This is a genomic window from Nocardioides sp. NPDC006303 (genome assembly GCF_040613175.1).
In the GTDB taxonomy this organism is placed as follows: Bacteria; Actinomycetota; Actinomycetes; order Propionibacteriales; family Nocardioidaceae; genus Nocardioides.
Map to the genome: position 1 here is coordinate 30,884 of NZ_JBEXRR010000031.1, position 24,497 is coordinate 55,380.

Annotated in this window: 20 protein-coding genes and 1 tRNA gene; 2 read left to right on the forward strand and 19 right to left on the reverse strand. The window is 69.0% G+C overall.

The window, feature by feature from the left end; all coding sequences use genetic code 11:
- Positions 1 to 39 precede the first annotated feature (39 nt).
- The 11 genes from ABZY89_RS21085 to ABZY89_RS21135 form a co-directional block, all read right to left on the reverse strand.
- Positions 40 to 546: a flavin reductase family protein gene (locus ABZY89_RS21085; protein WP_355230328.1), complete on the reverse strand. Its 507-nt coding sequence runs from the start codon at positions 544 to 546 to the stop codon at positions 40 to 42.
- 14 nt (positions 547 to 560) lie between these two features.
- A complete protein-coding gene (locus tag ABZY89_RS21090) occupies positions 561 to 917 on the reverse strand; it encodes a cupin domain-containing protein (protein WP_355230330.1) in 357 nt (118 codons plus the stop codon).
- Entirely contained in the window at positions 914 to 2,389 is a 1,476-nt protein-coding gene (locus tag ABZY89_RS21095) for a 4-hydroxyphenylacetate 3-hydroxylase N-terminal domain-containing protein (RefSeq protein ID WP_355230331.1), read from the reverse strand. Before ABZY89_RS21095 ends, ABZY89_RS21090 begins: the two co-directional genes overlap by 4 nt.
- Complete coding sequence (locus tag ABZY89_RS21100) at positions 2,389 to 3,069, reverse strand: DUF2848 family protein (RefSeq protein WP_355230333.1); 681 nt, start codon at positions 3,067 to 3,069, stop codon at positions 2,389 to 2,391. The genes ABZY89_RS21095 and ABZY89_RS21100 overlap by 1 nt, the downstream gene beginning before the upstream one ends.
- Positions 3,066 to 3,896, reverse strand: a complete 831-nt coding sequence (locus tag ABZY89_RS21105) for a carbon-nitrogen family hydrolase (RefSeq protein WP_355230335.1) — start codon at positions 3,894 to 3,896, stop codon at positions 3,066 to 3,068. Before ABZY89_RS21105 ends, ABZY89_RS21100 begins: the two co-directional genes overlap by 4 nt.
- A gap of 81 nt (positions 3,897 to 3,977) precedes the next feature.
- Entirely contained in the window at positions 3,978 to 4,958 is a 981-nt protein-coding gene (locus ABZY89_RS21110) for an AraC family transcriptional regulator (protein ID WP_355230336.1), read from the reverse strand.
- Positions 4,959 to 5,210: 252 nt separating this feature from the next.
- Positions 5,211 to 5,286: transfer RNA gene (locus tag ABZY89_RS21115), tRNA-Val, on the reverse strand.
- Between the two features lie 184 nt (positions 5,287 to 5,470).
- On the reverse strand, positions 5,471 to 5,935 hold the full coding sequence (locus ABZY89_RS21120) for a peroxiredoxin (protein ID WP_355230338.1): 465 nt from the start codon (positions 5,933 to 5,935) through the stop codon (positions 5,471 to 5,473).
- The gene (locus ABZY89_RS21125; RefSeq protein ID WP_355230340.1) at positions 5,932 to 7,596 is read right to left on the reverse strand and encodes an AMP-binding protein; all 1,665 of its coding nucleotides are present in this window, start codon (positions 7,594 to 7,596) and stop codon (positions 5,932 to 5,934) included. The genes ABZY89_RS21120 and ABZY89_RS21125 overlap by 4 nt, the downstream gene beginning before the upstream one ends.
- Positions 7,597 to 7,695: 99 nt before the next feature.
- Complete coding sequence (locus ABZY89_RS21130; RefSeq protein ID WP_008358178.1) at positions 7,696 to 8,109, reverse strand: DUF3052 domain-containing protein; 414 nt, start codon at positions 8,107 to 8,109, stop codon at positions 7,696 to 7,698.
- 132 nt (positions 8,110 to 8,241) lie between these two features.
- Entirely contained in the window at positions 8,242 to 9,801 is a 1,560-nt protein-coding gene (locus ABZY89_RS21135) for a TIGR03767 family metallophosphoesterase (protein WP_355230342.1), read from the reverse strand.
- A 104-nt stretch (positions 9,802 to 9,905) separates the two neighbouring features.
- Here ABZY89_RS21135 and ABZY89_RS21140 point away from each other — a divergent pair, with 104 nt between their 5' ends.
- On the forward strand, positions 9,906 to 10,523 hold the full coding sequence (locus tag ABZY89_RS21140) for a hypothetical protein (protein ID WP_355230343.1): 618 nt from the start codon (positions 9,906 to 9,908) through the stop codon (positions 10,521 to 10,523).
- Here the strand turns inward: ABZY89_RS21140 and ABZY89_RS21145 are convergent.
- The 8 genes from ABZY89_RS21145 to ABZY89_RS21180 all read right to left on the reverse strand — a co-directional run bounded on the left by ABZY89_RS21145 (position 10,507) and on the right by ABZY89_RS21180 (position 23,306).
- Positions 10,507 to 11,841 carry a hypothetical protein gene (locus ABZY89_RS21145; protein ID WP_355230344.1) on the reverse strand — a complete coding sequence of 445 codons (1,335 nt, stop codon included), beginning with the start codon at positions 11,839 to 11,841 and terminating at the stop codon, positions 10,507 to 10,509. The genes ABZY89_RS21140 and ABZY89_RS21145 overlap by 17 nt on opposite strands.
- 273 nt (positions 11,842 to 12,114) lie before the next feature.
- Positions 12,115 to 13,014 (reverse strand): endo-beta-N-acetylglucosaminidase H, encoded by a 900-nt coding sequence (locus ABZY89_RS21150; protein WP_355230345.1) that lies wholly within the window; start codon positions 13,012 to 13,014, stop codon positions 12,115 to 12,117.
- A 14-nt stretch (positions 13,015 to 13,028) separates the two neighbouring features.
- Positions 13,029 to 16,004 carry a glycoside hydrolase family 38 C-terminal domain-containing protein gene (locus ABZY89_RS21155; RefSeq protein ID WP_355230347.1) on the reverse strand — a complete coding sequence of 992 codons (2,976 nt, stop codon included), beginning with the start codon at positions 16,002 to 16,004 and terminating at the stop codon, positions 13,029 to 13,031.
- The gene (locus tag ABZY89_RS21160) at positions 16,004 to 19,039 is read right to left on the reverse strand and encodes a GH92 family glycosyl hydrolase (protein ID WP_355230349.1); all 3,036 of its coding nucleotides are present in this window, start codon (positions 19,037 to 19,039) and stop codon (positions 16,004 to 16,006) included. The genes ABZY89_RS21155 and ABZY89_RS21160 overlap by 1 nt, the downstream gene beginning before the upstream one ends.
- Positions 19,036 to 20,277, reverse strand: a complete 1,242-nt coding sequence (locus tag ABZY89_RS21165; protein ID WP_355230351.1) for an AGE family epimerase/isomerase — start codon at positions 20,275 to 20,277, stop codon at positions 19,036 to 19,038. Before ABZY89_RS21165 ends, ABZY89_RS21160 begins: the two co-directional genes overlap by 4 nt.
- Positions 20,274 to 21,131, reverse strand: a complete 858-nt coding sequence (locus ABZY89_RS21170) for a carbohydrate ABC transporter permease (protein ID WP_355230353.1) — start codon at positions 21,129 to 21,131, stop codon at positions 20,274 to 20,276. Before ABZY89_RS21170 ends, ABZY89_RS21165 begins: the two co-directional genes overlap by 4 nt.
- A 4-nt stretch (positions 21,132 to 21,135) precedes the next feature.
- Positions 21,136 to 22,038, reverse strand: a complete 903-nt coding sequence (locus ABZY89_RS21175; protein ID WP_355230355.1) for a sugar ABC transporter permease — start codon at positions 22,036 to 22,038, stop codon at positions 21,136 to 21,138.
- Entirely contained in the window at positions 22,035 to 23,306 is a 1,272-nt protein-coding gene (locus ABZY89_RS21180) for a sugar ABC transporter substrate-binding protein (RefSeq protein ID WP_355230357.1), read from the reverse strand. Before ABZY89_RS21180 ends, ABZY89_RS21175 begins: the two co-directional genes overlap by 4 nt.
- 138 nt (positions 23,307 to 23,444) lie before the next feature.
- Here ABZY89_RS21180 and ABZY89_RS21185 point away from each other — a divergent pair, with 138 nt between their 5' ends.
- Positions 23,445 to 24,467 carry a LacI family DNA-binding transcriptional regulator gene (locus tag ABZY89_RS21185; RefSeq protein WP_355230359.1) on the forward strand — a complete coding sequence of 341 codons (1,023 nt, stop codon included), beginning with the start codon at positions 23,445 to 23,447 and terminating at the stop codon, positions 24,465 to 24,467.
- Positions 24,468 to 24,497 lie beyond the last annotated feature (30 nt).

Here is a 24,497-nt window from a genome sequence, read left to right on the forward strand (position 1 = left end):
CGCAGCCGCCGGGGCATTTCTCGTTCAGGCCGGGAAGGCCTAGAAGAACCAGTGCTCGGGCTCGCGCCCGTGCGGGGTGACGTCCGCGAATCGACCGCCATGGAAGCCGAGCGCCTCGCCCTCGCGGGAGCAGACGTCGACGACCGTCCCGAAGACGATCGTGTGATCACCGGCCTCGACGACCCGTTCGACGTCGCAGTCGAGGTGGGCCAGCGCGCCGGGTACGACGGGCACGCGGTGCCCGTCGTACTCCAGGCCGAGGCCGGCGAAGTGGTCCTCGCCGCGCTGCGCGAAGCGCAGAGCGATGGGCTGCTGTCGCGACGCGAGGATATTCACCGCGAACCGCCCGGCGGATGTGACCGCCTCAGCGCTGCGGGCTCCGTGGTGGAAGCAGACCAGGAGCAGCGGCGGGTCGAGCGAGACCGAGGTCAGCGAGTTCACGGTCATCCCGTGCGGAACGCCGTCGTGTTCGGTCGTGATGACGGCGACGCCGGTGGCGAAGCGACCCATGGTCTGGCGCATCGCCATAGGGTCGACTGCGGTCATCGTTTCCATCTCCCTCAGTCCTCGGCCCGCGCGTGGTAACGGACCTCGTAGGTGGTCACACCGTCATCGGTGCGCCAGGGGCCGTGCGGCATGCCCGGCGGGCGGCAGGCGAACTCGCCGGCCACGAAGGTCCGGTCCAGCGAGAGGTCGTGGAACGAGCCCTCGATGATGTAGACCTCCTCCCAGAACTCGTGCTTCTGCACGCCCAGCTCGGTCGAGTCGGCGCCGGGCTCGTAGCGCAGGATGCGGGTCGCCACGCCGCCGACGGGGTCTGCCGCTAGGATCCGCTCCTTGATCAGCGGGTTGTCCCCCGGGCACAGGGTGTAGTCGATGTCGGTGATCGGCGTGAACTCGATCTCGGGCTTGCTCATGCCGTGACCTCCTCGGTGATTGCGGCGAGCTCGGTGACGCCGTACGACGCCAGGAACTCCTCGACGGACGCGAGCGGCCCGTCGTAGTCGAAGTTGCGGAACGCGTAGCCCTTCACGACGAAGGGGGCGCCGGAGTAGAAGAGCTCGTACTGCTGGTGCCGTCCTGCGAACTCGCTGCCGATCGCGTCCCAGGCCAGCTTGAACAGCTTCACCCTGTCGATCGAGGAGAGGCCGGGGCTGCTGACGTAACGCTCCATGTCGTCGCGAGTGGCCTCCTCGACGAGCTCGTGCACGCTCGAGGGCACCTGCAGGACCCCACCGCCGACAAGGTCACGCAGGATGCCGATGACTCGCGGGTGGATCTCAGCCTGGAGACCCATCGCACCGTAGAGCGCCTGGGCTCCGGGGCGGATCAGGCCCTGCGCGTCGATCGTCGCAGTGAACTGGGCGGAGTTGACACCCGACTCGACGACCGAGACCAGGCTGGCCAGCTCGCCGAGCTTCTCGACGACACCGGGGAACTTGTCGACGCCGTTGACGGCGGCGACCTTGCGGGCGATGCCGGCGAGGAACTTCAGCTTGGTGGCGAACCGGATCTGGGCCTGGAAGTTGCCGAGGACGTGAGCGGCGGTCTCGAAGAACTGCTTGCGAAGGCCGACGACGTCCTTGTAGACGAAGACGTTCTCCCACGGGATGAAGACGTCGTCGAAGACGAGCAGCGCGTCGGTCTCGTCGAAACGGGAGCTGAGCGGGTAGTCGTACTCGCTCGTCACGCCGGGCGCGTAGGGGCGGCGGCAGTAGAGACTGAGGCCGTCAGCGTTGACCGGGACCGTGAAGCTGACCGCGAAGTCGGCATCCTCGGCCTGAAGGGGCTTGATGCACGACACCAGGATCTCGTCGGCGACCGCGCCGCCGGTGGCCAACATCTGGGCACCGCGGACAACGATGCCGTCCTCGCGCTCCTCTTTGACGCCGACCTGGATGAAGTCGCCCTCCCAGGCGTGCGCGGTCGTGGCTCGCGAGACCTGCGGCGGGATGATCGCGTACGACACGTACAGGTCGTTCTCGACGACGCGGCGGTGGAACGCCAGCACGTTGTCGGCCAGACCGCGCTCGGTCGCGAACGCTTCCGGGTGGGCCGAGAACGCGGCTACGAAGGCGCCGACGTGGTCGGGCGAGCGCCCCACCCAGCCGTGGGTGTGGTCGGCCCAGACCTGGGCCGCGTCGCGCCAGGACTGCAGGTCCTCCGCGCTGCGGGGTGCGAGGAAGAGGCGGTTGACCGGGCGGTCGGTCGCCTCGTCGTGGACCTGCATCCCGTTGTCGGGATCGACGGCGAGGTCGAGCAGGTTGCCGATGGTGTTGGCGATCGGGGCGAAAGCCGGGTCGCTGGCGACGTGCTCGACGGGCTTGCCGTCGACGATGACGCGGCGGCCGTCGTCGAGGGAGGCGAGGTAGTCGTTGCTGGTGCGCATCAGTTGCTCCTGACAGAGACGGTGTAGGCGAGTTCGATGGGTTCGTGGCCGGGGACTTCGAGCTGCATGCGCCAGTCGCGGCCGTAGCGGAAGGTGCCGTCGATCAGCGGCCGGGTGCCGCCGAAGAGGACAAGGGCGACGTCGGCGCTGCCCCCGATCTGGTCCCACTCGGCCAGGACCTGGGTGATCGGAAGCATCGAGGCGAGGGTGCCCTCCTGGTAGAGGTCGCCGTCGACCCAGCTGCGGACGACGATGGCGTCCCAGTCGACGAGGGCTGGCGGGTCGCCGAGCTCGATGAGGGTGGAAGCGATCGGCTTGGGGCAAGCGGCCTTCGAGAGCTGGATACCGACGGTCTCCATCTTTCGGTCGGTGTGGTCCGAGCCGATGGTCAGGTAGTAGGTGCCGTTGGCCCGGATGAGCACCGGCTCGACCTCGCCAGAGGTCTCGGTGCCGTTGACCTCGATGTGACCGGCGGTGGTCAGCCTGTCGACATCGAGCGGGTAGAAGGCCGGGATCGTGTCCGGCTCCGGTACACCGATCGCGGCGAGCTCGTCGATGTGATGGCGGACCGCCTCCTGGTCGCGGCCGGTGTATCCGGCGACGACGAGGTGGGTGGCTGCGATCTCGACGTCGACACCGTCGGTGGTGCCGAGCCGGAGGCGCGTCGCGGTGGTGCTCATGCGTACTCCTTCATCGGGGTGGACTGCGTTGATACGGGCGGGGCCGGCCAGCGGCGGTCGGCCAGGGCGGGAAACTCGGCGCGGAACCGGCGCGGCAGGCCGGCGTCGATATCGGCGTACGTGAAGCCCTCGTCCACGCCGGCCTCGACGAGCACCTCGCCGGTGGGTGCGACCACGCGGCTGTGGCCGCCGAGGGCGACACCCTGTTGTTCGCCGACCGCGTTGCAGGCGATCAGGTTGACCTGCTGCTCGACGGCGCGCACGGACGTGAACAGGCGCCAGTGCTCGAGGCGGGCAGCGGGCCAGGCGGCGCAGACGACCACGTGCTCCGCGCCCTCGTCGACAAGGCTCCGGAAGAGCTCGGGAAAGCGCAGGTCGTAGCACGTCGTGATACCGGTGACAGGGCCTGCGACCGGCCCGACGCCGAGGTCGTCGCCCGGTGTCAGCAGCTCGGACTCGCGAGAGCCGTAGCCGAACAGATGGACCTTGCGGTAGCGGGCGACGACCTTGCCGTCAGGGGCGACCACGACGGAGGTGTTGTGCAGCCGGTCATCGGCGTCGACCTCGACGAAGCTGCCGAGGTGCACGAACAGCTGCAGTGCAGCGGCCCAGCCGCGAGCTGCGGAGAGAGTCGGGCCCTCGAAGGGCTCGGCGCGCTCGGCGTACTGCTCGAAGGAGAAGTAGCCGGCCGTCCACATCTCTGGCAGGACCAGCAGTTCGACGTCGTGCAAGGCGCGCTCGGCGCGGACCGCACGATCGACGCGGGCAAGTCGGTCCTCGACCGATTCATGGTCCGGGCTGGCGAGCTGGAGGAGCGATATCTGCATGCCCCAACGATCATGTGACTGGGCACACACCGGATATCGGAAAGGCGCCGTCGCGCACTCGGAATTGCGCGAGGAGAGGTGTCAGCGGCGTTCGGCGAGAACCGCGGAGGGGGTCACGCCGTAGCGGCTGCGGAACGCGGTGCCGAACTCGCCGAGGTGGAAGAACCCGCAGCTGTAGGCGACGTCGGTCACCGAGAGTCCAGGTGCGCCGCCGGCCAGCAGGGCGTGGGCGCGCTCGATCCGCTGGGACCTCAGCCACTGCACCGGGGTCGTCCCGAGCTCACGCCGGAAGCCGGCCTGCAGGCTGCGTACGCTGGTTCCGCACGCCTCCGCAACGGCCGTGACAGTCACCGGGTCGCTCAGCCGGTCGAGCATGAAGTCCATCGCCTGCCGTATGCGCGGCGACACCGGCTGGGCACGCTCCGGATCGGCGGCTGTCCGGTTGTTCGGCTGAGCGAGCAGCAGGGTCTCGATGATCACCTGCTCGAGCTGCCATATCAGCTGCGGACGATGCTCGACCGCGGCCGAGTCGACGAGGCTGACGGCCGACTCCAGCAAGCCATTGAGGCTGATGACATCCTCGGCCAACGCGACATCGAAGTGGACCGGCCCCACCTCTCCGGTCAGCCCGGCCGCCACCGACTCGACCCGAGCCCGGTCGAGACGCACGATCACCTGGTCCCAGGCCGCGTCGAACGCGAACTCGAACTCGCGGTGCGGGCCGATGATGACGCCGCGACCAGGTGTCGCCAGCACCTCCGCATCCCCGTAGCGGAACATTCCCGCGCCGGCGACCGGAAGCGTGAGGAGATAGTCGTCGAGGACCCCGTCGCCAGAGCTCACCGTGACCTCGGCGCCGTAGCGCAGCAGATTCACCGACGCGTCCCGCAGCGGGACGTGGGTCAGGGTCGTGGCGAGCCGTGCCCGGGCTTTGCGTACGGCAAGGGAGTGAGGGCGCAGAGCCCCGGTGCATGCGTCGATGACCCGGTCGGCATCCTCGGTCTCCGACAGCACGGCGCGACCGCGATCCGCCGTCAGGCGCGCCAACGCGGGAACTCCCATGGCACCTCCCGACGATCTGAACAGATGGACATCGAGTCGACACCTCGAATCCACCGATCATGGCTCGCCCCTCACGGCGGCGTCAACGACAGGTGAGTCAAGAACGTGCGCCCGGCCTTCGCCGAGACCTGCCAGCCAAGCCTCGACGTCACTGGGGCCGAAGCGGAGCTCACGCACCGACAAGGAACTGAGCACAGACCGCCAAGACACCGGCGGTGGATCCCCGCACGGGGCGGTGAGCTCGGGCGGTGTTGGTGGACGCAGAGGGACTCGAACCCCCGACATCCTCCTTGTAAGGGAGGCGCTCTACCAACTGAGCTATGCGTCCGAAGCGCCCCAAGAGTACGCGATCAGGGGCGGCCCAGAGAAACCGGGCCGTAAATGGAAGTTGAGCCGCTGACGTCTCGGGTCATCAGCGGCTCAACACTTAAAGAGTAGATCCCACCCAGGGCATAGGAAAAGCCATGTAACCAGGCTGTTAACGGACCTTTGATGACCCGTAAACTACTTCCTCACACCGCCGCGTGGAGCTGCCGGAGATGCTCGTCGAGATCACGGCCGTCGGCGTTGTCGTTGTGCACGGCCCACCGCACGACGCCTGCCTTGTCGACGATGTAGGAGGAGCGTCGCGGGGCGCCGGTGCGGTCGTTGAAGACGTCGTAGGCCTGAGTGACCTCGCCGTGCGGCCAGAAGTCGGAGAGTACCGAGAAGTTGAGCCGGTCGGTGTCGGCGAACTGCCGCATGGCGTACACCGGGTCGCACGAGATCGCCAGGACCTCGGTGTCGAAGGTGACGAACTCGTCGAGCCGGTCACGCAGGCCGCTCATCTCACCGGTGCACACGCCGGAGAAGGCGAACGGGAAGAAGAAGATCGCCACCGCCTTCTTGCCGTGGAAGTCCGAGAGGGTGACGTCGGCGCCGAACTGGTCGCGCAGCGTGAAGTCCGGAGCCGGACCACCGATCTCGAGTCCACTCACTGCCCTGCCGCCCTCTCGCCGTTCGACTCTGCCGCCTCGTTGTCCCAGGTGGCCAGCTCGCGACGGAGCACCTTGCCGGTCGCGTTGCGCGGCAGAGCGTCGGTCACGACGATCTCGCGCGGCACCTTGAAGCGAGCAAGATTCTCCTTGACCCAGTCCTTCAACACCGCATCGACGTCACCCTCGGCGCCAGGAACCAGCACCACGAACCCGCGCAGCCGCTTGCCGAAGTCGGTGTCGTCGACCCCGACACAGGCAGCGTCGGCGACGAGCGGGTGGCGGATGAGGCAGTCCTCGACCTCCTGCGGGAAGACGTTCTCGCCGCCAGAGACGATCATGTCGTCGTCACGGCCCTCGACGTAGAGCCGGCCGTCGGGCCCGAACCGCCCGACGTCGCCGGTCGCCATCAGACCGTCGACGACCTCCTTGCCGCCGCCGCTGGTGTAGCCCTCGAAGAGGAGCCCGTTGCCGACGAAGATCCGGCCGGCCTCACCATCGGGCACCGGGGCGCCGTCGCCATCGAGGATCTTCATCTGTGTGCCCCACGGAATCTTGCCCGCCGAGGTCGGCGCCTCCCGCAGGTCGACAGGGTCGGCGATCGAGGCATAGGAGACCTCGGTCGAGCCGTAGATGTTGTAGAGGCTGTCGCCGAACCGGTCCATCCACTCCAGGGCGAGATCGCCGGGCAGCGCCGAGCCGGAGGACGCGACGGCCTTGAGCCGGGAGGCGATCCCCTCGAGGTCGTACGCAGCCAGCGTCTCCTCCGGCAGCGACAGGATCCGCTGCATCATGACCGGGATGACCACGAACGAGTCGGCCCGGGTCTCCGCGAGGGTCGCCAGCGCGTCCTCCGGGTCGAACCGGCGGCGCAGGATCATGGTGGTGCCGAGCAGCTCGGCGAAGAGCAGGTGGGCGATCCCCCAGGTGTGGAAGAGCGGCGCGGCGATGAAGCAGCGCCAGCCGTCCTTCATCGGCATCCGAGACATCAGCGCGATCGCCGCGTCGACCCCGGCCTCCTGACGCGGCGCCGACTTGGGCGCTCCCGTCGTGCCGGAGGTGAGGATCACGATCCGCCCGTGCCGCTTCGGCGGCGACACCGGCCGCGCGTCGCCGGTGACCAGCGACTCGAGAGTCTCACCAGGATCCGAGGAGTCGACCCACGCGACCAGCCTCGCGGCCGAGGTCGCCGAGGACAGCAGCCCGGTGAACTCCTCGTCGTGGATGATCAGGGCGGGCTTGTCCCGCTCCAGCACCCCGACGAGCTGCGGACCGGCGAAAGCGGTGTTGAGGTAGAGCGCATCGGCACCCAGCTTCGCGACCGCCAAGGTCGCGTCGACGAACCCGCGGTGGTTGCGGCACATGATCGCGACCCCGTCGCCCTCACCGACCCCCCGGGCCGCCAGGGCCCGGGCGATCGCGTTGGAGCGGCGGTCGAGCTCGGCGTACGTCAACGAGCCGAGCTCGTCGATGAGCGCGGTGCGCCGCGGGTAGCGGTGGGCGAGGCCGATGAAGCCTCCGGCCGGCCCGGTGCCCCAGCGCGCCAGCGCCAGGCCGGTCCGTGCGAGCCCGAGGGGGTTGACCGGCCGGACGATGCCGGAGCCGGCCAGGATCTTCGCCGCGGATCCGGCGGTGCGCGCCTTGGCAGCCGTAGTCGAGAACACCGTTGGGAGTGTAGCCAGGCTCAACCTAGATCTCCTGTGGGTGTCCAGCGGTCCGGTCGAAGCGGAGCCCGAGACTGCCGGCGCCGAGAATCGCCGGCATCAGACCGGAGTCTTCGGCGCCAGCAGACGCGTCGCGGCCCAGTCCTTGCTCACAGATGCGGTGGTGGTCTGGGACAGTCCGGCGATCGGTGCGGCCTCGGCGATGTCGGCCGGGTCGACCGCGCCAGGGCGGCCCACCTTCGGCGTCAGCAACCAGATGACGCCGCCTCCGACGAGGTCGGTCAGCGCGTCGACGAGACCGTCGACGAGGTCGCCGTCGTCGTCGCGCCACCACAGCAGCACGGCGTCGACCACGTTGCCGTAGTCGCCGTCGACCAGGTCCGCGTCGACGGAATCTTCGATGGCGACCCGCAGCTCGTCATCAGTATCGTTGTCCCAGCCCAGTTCCTGGATGACCATGCCGGACTTGAGGCCCAGCCGGTCCGCAGGCCCTGTGGCTGCGGTCGAGCTCACGTGTCGTTCCTCCAAAAGCTTGATGTCCACGCCGCTTGCATGAACTTGGTTGGTGGTAGTCCAGCGGAGAACGCTGGTCCACGCAACCCCACCCGCCTGTCATACGCTAGATAACGGCGTGTCGGAGGCCTTTCAGGCCCTCGGATCGAGCAGGTGGAGCAGTACGTTGCGATCCTGCGCCGTCCCTGCCGACGGGTGCTCGGCGAGGCGCACCTTCGGTCCCTGCCAGTCGTTGGCGGACAGCTCACGAGACAGCGAGGCGAGGTGGCCGACCTCCTCGATCGAACCGCTCCAACGGGCGGGACCGGCGTGGTCGAGCATCGTGGTGGCGATGGTGAGCACGTCCCCGTCGGAGATCAGCTCGACGATCCGGCCCTGCTGCGGCCAGTCGATCAGGGACGGAGCGGTGACCTCCCACCAGGAGCCGCGAGGCTTCACCGACGTACGATGCGTGTGCCCGTTGAGCCAGAGCACGGCGCTCTCATGACGTGAGACGGTCTGCTCGACCTCGTCGCTGAGCACCCGGCGGGTGCCGCCGCCGCCACTCATGTCGTTGACCAGCGAGGCCACATCGTGGTGGCTGGCGATCACCGCGAGCCGCTCGTCGTAATCCGTGGAGGCGAGCACCGCGTCGAGCCACTCCAGCTGCTCGGCGTCGATCGATCCCTGGAAGCCGCCGGCCGGGTTGACCGTGTCGAGGACGACGAAGGTCACCTCGTCGTTGACGTCGTAGCGGTAGTAGGGCTTGCCGCCGGCCTTGAAGCCGTGGCCCGGCGGCTTCGCCTCGTCGTGCACGTGGGAGTCGACGAACTCCTGCAGCGTCGTCTGCCGGCGACGCCGGTCGGGGGTCACCTCGTACGGCTCGAGCTCGGCCAGCATCCCGAGCGCCACCGGGTCGCCGGAGATCAGCCCGGCGATGAGCTTCGCCTTGGCCTCGTCGGTCCAGTGCTCGGGCATGGCGATCGCCTTCAGGTCGCCGACCGCGATCTCGCCGATGGCGGAGCTGTCCGGCACGGTGCCCTGCAGCAGCCCGTCGTGGTTGCCGTTGACGGCCAGCCAGGGCACCTCCAGCCCGGGTGAGTCGATCGCCTTGCGCACGGCTTTGAGCAGCCCTGGGACGAGCGGGAAGCCGTGGTCGCCCCGGCGCATGTCGTACGTCTCGCCCTCGGGGTGCCAGAAGCGCTTGTCCGGCAGGGCGGCGACGCCTTCGTAGTGCAGCATGTCGCCGGAGTCGGGGGTCAGCCGGCCGCCGTCGAGCAGGGTCAGATACCAGTCGAGCTCGTTGTACTGCCCGTTGTCGGTGTTGTCGCCGGTTGCGATCGCCAGGTCCAGCGGGCCACCGCCGACGGGACCCTCGGTGATCTCGTTGACCGCCTCGACCATCGCCGCGCCGACCTGGGCGGTCAGCAGCTCCTGTGCCCGGTACGTCCCGATCTCGTCGATCAGCTCACGGGTCGCGGTGTCGGGGTCCATGAGCCGGTCCAGGACCTCGACCCGAGCCGGCGACTGGTGGTCGCAGATGTGCATGTCGGACAGGTGCGCGACGGTCAGCACCGGGTCGCCGAGATCCTCGGGCCTCCGCGCCAGATCGGTGCGCGAGACGTGGCGCTCCTGCGGCCCTTCGGCCAGACGTACGTAGTTGCCCTTCCGGCCGCCCGCGACAATCCGCCCGCTCTCGCTCGTGACACCCATCTAAGCCGCCTCTTCTCCCTCACGACCGGCCGCCGCGGTTCGTGGGCGAACGATACTCCCAGGCACCATGTCGCCGCGGTCCCGACCGGGTAGAGAATGTCCGCGTGATCGACCGGGCGGGACGAGATGGAGCGGAGCAGCTGCGATCGCAGCTGCTGGGCGCCTTTCCATCGGTTGCGCGTGCGGCTGCTCGTCAGGCCATCGACCTTGTTCCACCAGCCGATTACTCACCCCTTGGCCTGATCCATGAGTCCAACAACGCGAAGTGGCCAGCTGTCACCTTCCGCGGCGACGATCTGGAGATTCCAGGTCGGATCTACAACACGTTTCCGGCAGGCGCGTTCGAGCGCCTCGCGCCGTTGAGTCGTGCGGCTGCGGGCTGCATCTACACCCGTCACCGCGATGGACATACTCGACAGCGCGCCCTCGGCGTCGCGTTGAGCGCGGATGTGGACTGGTGCGCGCCCTTCGTCGTGCAACTGCTCGGCGAGTACGTCGTCGAGATCTGCATCGACGTCGAGGAGCTCCTGACTGACGGGGCAATGACCTATCCGAACGTGGCACGTGGGCTCCAGCACTTCGCTGAGTCCAACCCGGCTTTCATGGCGCTCACACGAGCGCGCGCGACGAGCTACTGGTCGGAGTACTACCGGACCGACTTCCCCCACATCACGACGTATCCCGCGATCCGTGCGCTCGACCAGATCAGGCGGCGAGCGTGAGTGGTGGGTCGATGTCACTGCTGACATCGATGGTGCCAGCTGGACTGACGACGTACTCGTAACCGTGGGGGCTGCGCCATCGGTAGGTGCTTGCTCGGATCCGGTGGTAGCGCCAGCCGTGGTGGGTCTTCATCCGATGGTGCTGTCGGCACAGCGGGGTGAGGTTCTGGCTGCTGGTTGGGCCGCCGGCAGCGTACGCGGCTCGATGATCGAGGTCGCAGCGCTCGGCTCGTGCTTGGCAGTATGGGAAGGAGCACTTCTGGTGGATCAGCGCGGCCTGACGCCGCTGCCGGGCGGTCGGAACATAGCCGGCTGCCTCGATGTCTTCGGTCAGGTCGACCACGATGATCGGTTTGACGACCGTGCCGGGGGTGGTGGCCCACTGCTCGAGGCGTTCGATGCTGGCCAGGCCACGTGTGTTTCCGAGGCTCACCAGGCCGGTTCTGGCTAGTTCGCGCGTGTCGGTGTGGATGACCAGCTCGACGACCCGGGCAGCTCCGGGGACGCCATCGAGGGAACCCGAGTTGTAGGCCCGCCCCAGGACCCCGAGCGCTGCAGCCCGGCGCACGTCCAAGCTTGCGTCGGCGTAGCCGTCCTGACCGAGGAGACCGTGCGCGATCGCTGCGATGGCCTGCTCCAGATCCAGCGCGTCCGCAGCGTCGAGGACGCCGTCGACATAGCCCAGCGCCAGGACCGCCTGCCCCTGTTCGGCACCGACGCCGACGAAGGGGGTCGTCTGGTTGGTGGTGATGGTGACCGAGCGATGTTCGGCCGCGTCGGTTTCGGCGATCGCTGCGGCGAGGTCGGGTTCGAACAGCGCGGCCGCCTGGGTGACCGCGCGCTCCAGCTGGACCGGGCCCATCTTGTGGGCGTGAGGACCGACCTGCTTGTCCACCCAGGCGACGACCTCGGCATCGAGGTACCTGGTCATGTCGGCGATCCGTCGGGCCCGCCACGCCAACAGCGACCCGTCCAGGATTCGCGCCCAGACATGCTTGAGCCGGTAGCGTAGCTCGACCGCGTCCCCGAGGAACCTCTTGCCCGCCTGGGTCGATCGACCCAACGCAGCCGCGAACTCCACGGCCGCCGCCTCCGACACCAGCGGTGCCCCAGGCCCGGCCAAGGGCAGCATCCGGTCTCCGAACGTGTCGCCATCCAGCCGCGCGGACTCCTCCACGGAGTCGACCGAATGCAACGCCGCGAACCTGGCGGCAGCGATCAGCACATCACGGTCAGCCTGCTCCGCGACCGCACGAGACGTACGCACCGCATCCAGCAGACTGCTGGCCGTGTCGCCCGGATCGAGGAGTGCTTCCATGACCCATATTTTACCAGACCACGGCGCCCCCGAGAACCGTATTTCCCCAGGTCAGATGGCACATTGATGTCATTCTCAGTCCCTGGATTGGCGCGGATACGCCAGCCGACACGAAGAGGCCCGGCCCGAGCCGGCGAACGCCGGCACCCAACCCGAACCAAAGCCCGACAGGGCTGGCCGCCGACCCGATAGTCAGCCATCTTTTCGAGACCCTCCCGAAAGGGTCGGCGGCCAAGAATGCGGAAGCGAAGACACGCCAACCCCTGCAGGAACTCAGCCGGTGTAGACGGTCGCTTTGCCGTACAGGTTGCGGGTGACTGTCGAGAGGTAGGCGCTCGCGTCGGCGGAGCCGAGGTTGTAGGTGTTGAAGACGCCGTAACCCTGGGAGACGGTGCGGGAGGCGAGGCTGGCTGCGGTCGAGGAGGAGGTGCCCTGGATGTCGATGGCCGCGGGCGCCAGCGCGGGCTTGCCGAGGCCGGGGACGTCGGGGACGCCCCAGGTGCCGTAGTAGGGGTTCCAGGCGTAGTCGAGGAGGTCTCCGGCGTTGACCCCGCCGTAGGAGAGCCGCTCGGCGGTGGGGCCGATGAAGTAGAGCGTGATCAGCTTGTCGGGAATCCGCGAGCGCAGCGCCTCGAGGAGGTAGACGAAGGAGAAGTCGTTGGGCTGGCCGGTGCCGTTGGCGCCGTAGTTGGACCACTCGTCGTCGAAGTCGATCCCGTCGAGCCCGTAGCGGTTGACCACGTCGGCGAGCTGGTCGGCGAACGCCTCGGCGGCGGCACGGTCGGGGAAGTTGGCGAACCCGGCCCCCTGATGGTTGCCGAGCACCGAGAGCAGGATCTTGATGCCCTTGGCCTGGGCCGGGCGGATGTGTACGTCGGCGGCGTCGAGCTGCGCCTGCACCTGCGGGTTGTTGTAGAGGTAGGCCCGCTGGCCGTCGTAGTTGATGTTGGCGGCGAAGATCAGGCCGATGTCGAAGACGTTGCCGCCTCCGGCGAGCTCGTACTTGGCGACGTTGCCGACGCTGTAGTTGTTGACCTCGACATAACCGGTCATCAGGGTCGGCTGAGCGAGCGGCCGCGCCGCGTTCGCCGCAGAGGCGAAGCCGGTGGCCGCGAGGCCGGCCGCTCCGGCGCCGAGCAGCATGCGTCTACGTGAGATGTGGGGAACTGACATGTGACCGATCTCCTTTAGTTGCGGTGGAACCTCAGGGTGCGGACCTCGAAGGCACCGAGACTGAGCGCGACGACACCGCCGTCGGCGCTCACCTCCGCGATCGGGTCCTCGACGAGCGAGATCTCTTCGACCCGCCCGAAGCTCTCTGCGACGCGCAGCTCCCCCTGCGTACGCGCGCCGGTGGACTCGTAGACACGCACGACCAGGTCGCCGGAGCGGTCGGCGGCGAGCTTCACGCTCGAGACCACCAGGCCCTCGCCGGAGACGGTCACCAGAGGCTCGACCGCACGGGCTCCCGACACAGGACGGGGAGGCGTGTTGAGCGCGGCGCCCGCCTCGGTCGCGGCCGCGACAGAGGCACCGATGACCAGGCCGTAGCGGTGGGTCTGCACGCCCTGGTCGGTCTCCGGGTCCGGGAACCGCGGCGCGCGCAGGAGCGACAACCGCACCTCCGTGGTCAGAGCGGAAGGACGGGTGACGTCGAAGCCGTACGTCGAGTCGTTGACCAGCGCGACGCCGAACCCAGGTTCCGAAGCCAGCACCCAGCGGTGCATCGACGTCTCGAACTTCGCCGCCTCCCAGGAGGTGTTCGTGTGCGTCGGGCGGCGGTGGTAGCCGAACTGGGTCTCGGCGAGCGTCTGCTCGGCCTTGACGTCGAGCGGGAAGGCGACCTTGAGGAACTTCTCGGTCTCGTGCCATTCGGTGCTCTGCGCGATGTCCAGCACCCGCGAGCCGGGAGCGAGCGAGAGCACCTGCGTGGTCGAGGAGTCGGCGGAGATGGGCCGCTCGATGACCAGCCCGTCGGGCGTCACCGAGATCGACGTGACCTCGCGCAGGTCGGTGACCCGGTTGCGGTAGAACCGGTCCACGTCCCAGGCGTCCCACATGTTCGGGAAGTCCTGGTGGAGCTGGAGCAGGTTGGCCTCTGCCCCGGCCGGGATCGCGTCCCGCCCGGTCGCCAGATCGAGCGCCGAGGTGATCAGCCCCTCGGCGGAGACGGTGACCCGGACGATGCCGTTGTCCAAGACGTACGTCCCGTCCTGCTCGACCACGGAGACCGCCGCCACCGGCTCGGCCGCCGTGACCGCGCCCGAGCGCCCGTCGGCACGCAGCGCGACCGTGCCTTCCCCGGCAAGGGCGGTGAGGGAACGCTCGATGAGGGCGGTGGCGGCCTCGGCGACCCGGGCATACTGGGCAGCCGCCTCGCGGTGGACCCAGGCGATCGAGGTGCCTGGCAGGATGTCGTGGAACTGCTGCAGCAGGATCTGCTGCCACAGCGCGTCCAGCTCGTCGTAGGGGTAGTCGAGAAGACCACGAACGGAAGCGGTGGCGGACCACAGCTCGGCCTCGACGAGCAGGTGCTCGCAGCGCCGGTTGCCCTGCTTGGTGAGGTGCTGAGAGGTGAGGGTGGCGCGGTGGAGCTCGAGGTAGAGCTCACCGACCCACACCGGCGGCCCGGCGAGCTCCTCACGAGCCTCGGCGAAGAAGTCGTCGGGGTGTCGCCAGGACACCTGGGCGGAGCCCTCCAGATCACGGAGCCGGCGGGCCTTGCCGGCCATCTCGCGGGTGGTGCCGCCACCGCCATCGCCCCAGCCGACGGGGGCGATCGACCCGGTGGCGAGCCGGTTCTCGCGGAACTGGCGCGACGCCTTGGCGACCTCGTCGCCGGAGAGCCGGGAGTTGTAGGTGTCCATCGGCGGGAAGTGGCTGAGGATGCGGGATCCGTCGATGCCCTCCCACTCGAAGGTGTGGTGAGGGAACTTGTTGACCTGGTTCCAGGAGATCTTCTGGGTGAAGAACCACTCGAAGCCGGCCCGCTTCATCAGCTGCGGCAGGGCCGGCGAATAGCCGAACGAGTCCGGCAGCCAGACGCCCTTGCAGCGGATCCCGAACTCGGTCTCGAAGAAGCGCTGGCCGTAGAGGAACTGCCGCACCAGCGACTCCCCCGACGGCATCGTGGTGTCGGACTCGACCCACATGCCGCCGAGCGGGATGAAGCGCCCCTCGGCGACCGCGGCCTTGACCTTGGCGTAGACCTCGGGACGGTGCTCCTTGAGCCAGGCGTACTGCTGGGCCGATGACATCCCGTAGCGGAAGTCGGGATCCTCGCCGAGCAGCTCGGTCATCGAGGAGGTGGTGCGGGCGACCTTGCGGATCGTCTCGCGCACCGGCCACAGCCAGGCCGAGTCGATGTGGGCGTGGCCGATCGCTGCGATCTGGTGGGCGGAGTCGTGCGAGGCCGCCTCGAGGACCCCAGTGAGAGCCGAGCGGGCCGAAGCCGCCGTCTCCGCGATGCGCTGCAGGTCGACCCGGTCGAGGGCGTCGTCGATGGCCTGCAGGATGCGGAACTTGCGCGGCCCCTCGGGCAGCTCGACCTGCAGCTCGTGGAGCGTCTCCAGGTCGAGGCAGAGCTCGAAGACGTCCTTCTCGAAGACGGCCAGCTCGATCCGTCGGGTCGTGTAGAGCTTCTTGGGCGAGGAGGTCTGGATGTCGCCTTCCTGGGTGGGCAGGAAGGGGTGGTAGTCGAGCAGCACCGGGTTGGCCGCGGCCTCCAGGAAGAGCTCGACCTCCTCACCGCCGACGGCCTCCGACGCCACCAGCACCCACTGGTTGCGCGGGTTGAGGCTCTTGACCGGGCTGGGTTCGCCGGTGAGGGCGTCGGGTGTGTAGACCAGCCCCTCGCACTGGAAGCCGGGCATGTTGACGTCGAAGCCGAGGTCGCAGACCAGCTCCACCCGCCTGCCGGCCCACTCCGCGGGCACGGTCCCGGTGATCCGGAACCAGGTGGTCCCCCAGGCCGGACCCCAGTCGGTGCCGACCTCCACCTTCTCGTACGCCAGGGCCAGCCCTTCCGCGGGAGCGATCGGCTCCCCCGGCAGCTCGTGCCACTCGACGCTCACGGGCGCCGCGGCGGTGTGGACCGCCGGCCACAGGCGCTCCTTGAGGACCCGGCTCACGCGGCCTTCGGTGAGGTGTACGTCGTCGTGCATCAGTGCTCGTCCTGTCTGTTCTCGAGGTCGTCTTCGATGAGCTCCAGCTGCGTGAGCACGCAGTCGGACAACGCGGTGAACCGTACGGCGCATGCCACGACCGGGTCTCCGCGCCTGACCCGGAAAACCCGGGTCTGACCAGCCCAGACGTACGTCTCAGCAGCCCGCTCCTCGCGGGCCACCGTCGCGCCGCCGGCATCGAGGTAGTCCAGCGCCCAGGCCAGATCTCCCGGCTCGGCGGAGGTCACGGTGTAGAGGGAGAGCCGCCGTCCGCCGACGAGCGGCACCTCCACCTGCTCCCCCGACCTCAGCGCGATCGCGGTCTCGCCGGTGTCGTCGGTCAGCGAGGCGGGAGCCACGACGGTCGCGTCGGTCACCGGCAGTCCGGGCGCGATCCGCGAGGCCGACTGCGGCCGGGAGTCCTTCGCCCAGCCGCACGGCACCTCGGAGAGCTCGATGACCAGGCGCGCGCCGTCGACCAGACGCGCGTGCGGGATCGAGATCTCGTCCCAGGGCGCGCCGCCGAGGGTCACCGAGCGGATGTAGCCACCGCTCCCGACCGCCTCGATCACGATCTCCTTGCCGTCGCGTGGCCGCAGCACCGTCCGGCGCACCGACGGCGGCACGATCACGTAGGAGGCGGAGCCGGGGACCAGCGGGTAGAGGCCGATCGTGGCGAAGACGTACCAGGCCGACATCTCGCCGTTGTCCTCGTCGCCGGGATATCCCTGGCCGAGGTCGGACCCGACGAAGAGTCGGCCGAGGCACTCGTGGACGATCCGGTGGGCGTCGTCGTGCCGCCCGGCGAACATGTACATGAACGGGATGTGGTGGGCCGGCTGGTTGGAGAGGCCGAGCATCCCCATGCGTACGTCCCGGGCCTCGGTCATCTCGTGGATCGCGAACCCGTAGTGGCCCGACAGCGATGCCGCGCCGGTCTCGGGACGCGCGAAGAAGTCGTCCAGCTTCGCGCCGAGCGCCGCCTCGCCGCCGTGGAGCGCGGCCAGCCCGGCGCCGTCGTGGGGCGCGGTGAACGCGGTCCCCCAGGCGTTGGTCTCGGTGTAGTCGTGCCCCCACTCGTCGGGGTCGAAGCCGTCCCGCCAGTCTCCGGAGGGCGTACGCCCGATGAAGAACCCACGAGACGTGTCGAAGACGTTCCGATACCCAAGCGCCCGCCGGGAGAAGTACTCCCCCTCTGCCGCCAGGTCCTCTGATGCCCGGTCCTCGTTCAGGACGCGGGCCAAGCGAGAGATGCCCCAGTCGTTGATCGCGTTGTCGAGCGTCCAGGACATGCCCTCGTGGGTCTCGGTGGCGACGTATCCACGGAAGATCGCGCGCCGCAGCCCCTTGCGACCGACCCGTACGTCATCGGCCGGCACGGTCGCGTTCTTCAGCGCCGAGGCGTACGCGGTCTCCAGGTCGATGCCGGGCACGCCCCGCAGCGCCAGGTCGGCGAGGACCGTGTCGAAGGTGGTGCCGGTCATGCAGTCCTCGGCGGCCGGGGCGCTCCAGCGCGGTGTCCAGCCGCGGTCGCGGAAGTGCTCGACGAAGCCCTCCGCCAGCTCGCCGGCGCCGGCCGGGTCGAGCAGCGCGAGGAGTGGCCAGGCGGTGCGGTAGGTGTCCCAGAAGCCGTGGGTGACCGTCATCGGCGCATGTCTGACCGTGGTCAGGTCGTAGGGCGAGGTGTGCGCGTGACCAGGCCCCTCGCCGTAGCGATTGGGGTAGAGGAAGAGCCGGTAGAGCCCGGAGCGGATCGAGACCAGCTGGTCCTCGCTCGCCCCCTCGACCTCGATGGTCGACAGCGCCTGCTCCCACGCCGCGCGCGCCCGCGCGGCCATCTCATCGAACGACCCGGCGGCCTCTAGGTTGGCGGCCGCCTGCTCGTCGCTGACGGTCGAGATGCCCAGCCGTACGTCGACGGCCCTCGCCCCGTTCAGCGCGATGTGGCCGCGGAGCCGGCCCCCGCCCAGGCGCAGCTGGGAGGTGCCCTCGACGCGGAGGTGGATGTGCTGGGCGGGCTTGCCCTCGCGGTCGTCGAGGAGGGCGCGGACGATCAGGCCCTCTCTGCCGTTCTCGCAGGTCAGCGACCGGATCTCGCCATGGTGGTCGAGCACCAGCGAGCGGGCCCCGGTGAACCGCATCCCGAGCGCGAAGTCGCCCGGGACCAGCTCGGCGGTGACGCCACCGTCGAGCGCGACCGCGTACCGGTGCGGCCCGGCCTCCTCGTCGTCGTGGTCGAACCCCAGCGCTCGCGCGCGCCGGTCGTCGTCAGGCTCGATGAGCGGGCTCGGCATCACCCCGAAGACCCCGTGGTCACCCATCCACGGGCTCGGGATGTGAGAGGTCGCGAACGCCTCGATCGCCGGCCGGTTCGGCCCACCGTCCGTGTCACGGTTGTGCGCGTGCCAGGCGTAGGGCCAGTTGCCCGCGGCGGCGTTCGTCATCGGCAGTCCGAACACCCCGCCGTGGGGCAGCCCGACCAGCGGCGCGTTGTTCCCGCGCGAGAACCGGTCGCTGGAGTGCGTTCCCCGGCGGATGTCGACCTGGTCGAGCGGCTCCGCCGGGAGCGGGCGGACAGGGCGTACGCCGACGTCGTCGACCCACACCCGCAGCGGCACCTCCGCGGCACGGGCCACGACCAGCAGCCGCTCGATCCGGCGCCCGGCCAACCCCGTCAGCGCCACCCGCCGCAGGTTCCACTGGTCCACCAACGCCCGCTTCCCCTGCCCCTGAGCGGCCGTGGTCAGCGCCTGCCCGTACTGGTCGACCAGCCCGACCTCGCTGAGCCGCCGCCCGTCGTCGAGCACCGCGTCGAGACAGAGGTACGTCGATTCCCACCGCCGCTCATCGGCCGACGCCGATTCCGGGAAGACGACGAAGCGCAGCTCGTCCCCGTCGGCCACCTCGATCGGCGCCTCCAGCGGAAACTCAGCCTCGACATCGCCGACCCCGGGCGCCACCTCGAGAAGCCAGGCGTCCTCGGACGAGTAGCCCACCCCGGCACGGGCGGCGACGGGATCCCGAGGACCTTTCACGCCGCTCCCCCACCGCTGGTCCCACGGGCCGCCCCGGCGAAGCTGGCGCCCGCGGGGAGCAGAGGCAGGATCACCGTCTGATAGGCGTGGTAGACGTCCGGCTTGCCCGGCCAGACGGTGGCCGAAGGCTGGTTGAGGGCGTCGAGCTCGTGGTGCCAGGAGCCACCCTCGCGGTCGACCAGATGCTCCTCGCAGTAGGCCCACCAGCGGCGTACGTCCGCGAGCGCGGCGGCGGAGCCGGTGTCGCGGAAGAGGGTCCAGGCCGCGGCGACGGCCTCGGCGGCGACCCAGTGCATGCGCTCGCGTACGACGGGCCGGTCGGCGAAGTCGGTCGTGTAGACGAATCCGGGCGCCCCGTCGACCGACCAACCGCGCGACGTCGCCGCGGCGAGCAGCGACTGAGCGTCCTCGCGCAGCCACGAAGGAGCCTCCGCCCCGAGCAGGGTCCGCGCGTGCAGCGCCAGCCGCGCCCATTCGAAGAGGTGCCCGATGGTGACGCCGTACGGCCGGAACGGGTGGCCCGGCTCGTCGACGTTGTAGTCCAGATCCACGGCCCAAGCCGAGGAGAAGTGCTCCGGCAGCCGCCAGTCGTGCTCACGCGCGAGGCCGTGCACGACCCGCTCCAGGATCCGCAGCGCGCGCTCGAGCCAGACCCGGTGCCCGGTCACCTCGGCGACCGCGAGGAACGCCTCGACAGCGTGCATGTTGGCGTTCACGCCGCGATAGCCGTCCAAGGTGGTCCAGTCGGCGCTCCAGACGTCGAGGATCATGCCGTCGTCCTCGCGCCAGAAACGCTCCTCCATCACGCTCAGCGCGTCGTCGAGCAGTGCCTCCGCGCCGGGGCGGCCGGCGGCGTACGCGGTGGTGGCGGCGAGCACGACGAAGGCGTGGGCGTAGCCCTCCTTCACGGTGCTCACCACCTCGCCGGTCTCCGGGGAGACCGCGGAGTGCCAGCCGCCGTTGTCGTCGTCATGGAGCAGCCCGGTCAGCGCGGCGACCCCGTGGTCGACGTACGCAGCGGCCGAGGCGTCACCGCGCAGCTGCGCGAGCCCGAAGACGTGCGTCATCCGGCAGGTGATCCAGGTCTCGACGGGCCGCTCGGGAGAGAGCCGGCCGTGCTCGTCGAGCCACCCGAAGCCGCCGCCGTCGTGACGGGAGGCCCGGGCGAACGACAGCAGGCGCGAGGCCTCCTCCTCGAAGCGGGCGATCTCGGCGGTGGTCAGTTGCAGGTCGGTCATCCCTTGATGGCCCCTTCCTCGACCCCGCGGAAGAAGTAGCGCTGCAGCACCGCGAAGACGATCACGATCGGGACGAACGAGATCATCGTGCCTGCCGCGATCAGGCGGGGGTTGTTGGTGAATGTGCCGGACAGATACTGCAGGCCGACGGTCAGCGTGAGGTTCTCTGGGTCGGTCAGCACGATCAGCGGCCACAGGAAGTCGTCCCAGGCCCCGATGAACGCGAAGATCGAGATGACGCTGAGCATGCCGCGTACGCCGGGGAGGTTGACGTGGATCAGCCGCTGCCAGGCGTTGGCGCCGTCGACCTTGGCGGCCATCTCGAGCTCGTCAGGGATCGCGGTGAACGCGGCCCGCATCAGCAGGACGTTGATCATCCCGATCATGCCCGGCAGCGCGACGCCCAGCAGGGTGTCGGTCAGGCCGAGCGAGCGGACGGTGACGTACTGGGCGATGATCGTCGCCTCGCCCGGCAGGATCAGGGTGGCCAGCAGCGCACCGAGCACCAGCCGGCTCCCGCGGAAGCGCAGCTTCGCCAGCGCATAGCCCGCCATGGTGGCCCCGAGGACGTTGCCGCCCACGACCAGGACCGCGACGATGAGCGAGTTCATCGCGTAGTCGACGACCGGGACGACCTCGGCGACCTTGGTGTAGTTGGCGAACGTCGGGTCCTCCGGGATGAACCGCGGGGTCGCGGTGTAGATGTTCTCGTCGATCCCCTTCAGCGAGGTCGAGAGCTGCCAGAGGAACGGCAGGATCGTGATGACGAGCACCACCGCGAGCAGCGCGTAGCGCAGCACGACCTCGCCCACGGACATCCGGTGGAAGGCGTACGCCTTCTGTTTCGCAGCCATCGACTCAGCCGTCCTTCCTGTTGAGACGGACCAGCAGCACCATCGGCACCAGGGTGAGGACGAAGAGCAGCAGGCTCAGCGCCGAGGCGTAGCCGAGGTGACCGGTGAAGCCGGTGGAGTACATCTGGATCAGCATGACCACCGAGCTGACCCGGCCTCCCGGTCCGCCGGTGCCGCCGGTCATCACGTAGAGCTCGGAGAAGACCCGCAGCGAGGAGACCGTGATCAAGATCGTGATCAGCAGCATCGTGCCGCGTACACCGGGCACCGTGATGCTCCAGAACCGGCGCACCGGGCCGGCACCGTCGACAGCGGCCGCCTCGTGCAGCTCCTTGCCGACGTTCCCGAGCGCGGAGAGGTAGATGATCATGTAGTAGCCGAGGCCCTTCCAGACCGTCAGGCTGATCGCGCTGAACAGCAGCAGCCAGCGGTCGGTGAGGAACGGCAGCGGCTCCTGGACCACCTTCAGCGCCTGCAGGATCGCGTTGATGGCGCCGCGGTCGTCGAGCATCCAGTTCCAGATCAGCGCGACGACCACCGCCGAGGCGACCACCGGGGTGTAGAACGCCACCCGGAAGAAGGTCAGGCCGGGCAGCTTCTTCTCAACCAGCACCGCCAGCAGCAGCGGCAGCATGGTGAGCAGAGGTACGCAGACCAGCATGTAGAGGACCGAGTTGGTCAGGGCATAGACGAGCTGGTCGTCATCGAGCATCCGCTCGAAGTTGGCGAGCCCGACGAAGTGTCCTCCGCCGAGCGGCTTCTTGTTCGTGAAGGCCATGTAGACCGTGTTCAACGCCGGATAGAGGTTGAACACGCACAGCCACAGGGTCGCGGGCGCGACGAGCAACCAGGGCGTGAACCACTTGTGTTCACGCACCCGGCCGCTCATCTTGATCGAGTCCGTCACTGCGCCAGCAGCTTGTTGCACTCCTCGACGGCGTTGTCGAGGGCTTCCTGTGGCGTCGCGTCACCGCTGATGGCGAGGCCGATCTGCTGGTCGATGATGGTCGACATCGCCGGCGAGACCCTCGGGTTGTTCGGGATCGCGGTGGTCAGGGTCTTCAGACCGGTGACCTTGGCCTTGGCAGCGACGGAGCCGTCGTCCTCGGTGAAGTAGGGGTCCTCCTGCGAGGCGACGGTGCTCGGGTAGACACCCGGGGCCAGCTTGGCGAACTCGCGCTGGTTGTCGGGGTTGGTCACGAACTGGGCCAGCGCGTTCGCGGCGGCGAGGTTCTTGCTGTTGGCGTTCACCGAGAGGCCCTGGACGTAGAGCGGGCCGTCACCGAAGGCCGGCGAGATCTCGGTGCCCTTCGCGAGGGTCGGGTTGGCCTCCTCGAGACCGGAGATGTTGGAGCTGCCGGTCGTCCAGGCGGCCTTCTCCTGGTTGTAGAGCTCCGCGTTGCCCTGGAAGGTGTCGGTGAGGATGTCCTTCGGCAGCAGCCCGTCTGCATAGGCGTCGGCGTACTTCTGCACGAGCTCGACGGCCTCGGGGGTGTTGAAGGTGAGCTCGGTGCCGTCCTCGTTGAAGATCGGTACGTCGGCCTGCTGCAGGTCGTTGAGCCCCGGCTTGCGGGTCATCAGGTAGACCTTGCCGCCGGACTTCTCCTTGAGCGTCCTGGCCTGCTCGATCAGCGAGTCGAGGTCGGTGGGCAGGCTGGCCGGGTCGAGCCCGTTCTTCGCGAGCATGTCCTTGTTCCAGTAGTTCACGTCGGTGCCGAGGTACCACGGGTAGCCGTAGGTGCCGTCGAGGCCGTCGTACTGGTAGCCCTGCAGGCCACCTTCGACGAACGTCCCCTCCAGGTCGACGTCGGTCTCCGCGAGGTCGAGGAGCTGGTCCTGCTGGGCGAGCGGAAGAGCGAAGTCCGGAGGCAGGTTGGTGACGTCGGGAAGGTCGCCGGAGGATGCCTGGGTGAGCACCTTCTGGTCGTAGCCGTCGCCGGGCTGGTCGAGCCAGGTGACCTCGACGCCCGGGTTCTCCTTCTCGAAGTCGGCGATCACGCCTTCGACGTAGTCGGTGAACTTGGGCTTCAGCGCCCAGGTCTGGATCGAGACCTTGCCCTCGATCTTGCCCCCGAGGTCACCGGCGGACGGCTCGTCACCGGCCCCGCAACCCGTCATCGCAGTGATGCCCATGGCCAACCCAGCGGCGACCCCCACCAACCGGCGTACGCTCATTTCTGGCTCCTTGCTGAAAGCTTTTGATAAAGCGGTTAAGTTCGGGCCGTACTATTCACCGAACGAGGTGTGCCGTCAAGGCATCCGTGTGAGGGGCGCCACAATCGCCTCCGGCCTCGTCCCAGGAAGGACTTGTCGATGGCACGACCCACGATCGCGGACATCGCAGAGCGCGCCGGCGTCTCCAAGGGCGCGGTCTCGTTCGCGCTCAACGGACGGCCGGGAGTCAGCGAGGAGACCCGGCGCCGCATCCTCGCCGTGGCCGACGAGATGAACTGGCGCCCCCATCGCGCGGCCAGATCCCTCGGCAACGCGCGCGCCGGAGCCGTCGGCCTGATCCTGTCCCGCCCCGCACGAACGCTCGGCCTCGAGCCGTTCTTCGGCCAGATCGTCTCCGGCCTGCAGGCCGGCCTGGCCGAGGATGGCACCGCGCTGCAGCTGCTCGTGGTCGAGGACCCGGAGGCCGAGATGGCGGCCTACCGGAACTGGACCGCCGAGAGGCGGGTCGACGGCTTCGTGCTCCTCGACCCGCTCATCGACGACCCCCGGTTCGCGGCGCTGGAGGCCCTCGAGGTCCCGGTGATGGTGCTCGGCGGGCCGCTCGAAGACACGTCGCTGAGCTTCAGCTGGGCCGACGACAGCGAGGCCATGCATGAGGCGGTCGACTACCTCGCCGCGCTCGGCCACCGCCACGTCGTCCACGTCGCCGGCATGCCGCAGTTCCTGCACACCAAGCGCCGGATGGACGTTCTCACCGAGGCCAAGGAGCGCCACGAGCTGGCCGAGGTGGTCTCGATCCCGACCGACTACAGCGACTCCGAGGGGGCGGTCATCACCCGCCGGGTGCTGTCGCGGCGGGATCGGCCGACGGCGATCGTCTACGACAGCGACGTGATGGCTGTGGCCGGCCTCGGCGTCGCTCTGGAGATGGGGGTGCGGGTGCCACAGGACCTGTCGATCCTCTCCTTCGACGACTCGCTGCTGGCCCGCCTCACCCATCCCTCGCTGACCGCCCTGACCCGCGACACCCAGGGATGGGCCACCGAGGCCGCCCGCGGGCTGCTCCGGCTGATCGCCGATCCGACCCTCACCGTCCGCCATCAGTCGAGCACCCCGGTGCTCGTCCCGCGGGAGAGCACGGCTCCGCCCGCCGGACACTGATTGCCTCGGTTTACTTAAACGGTTTATATT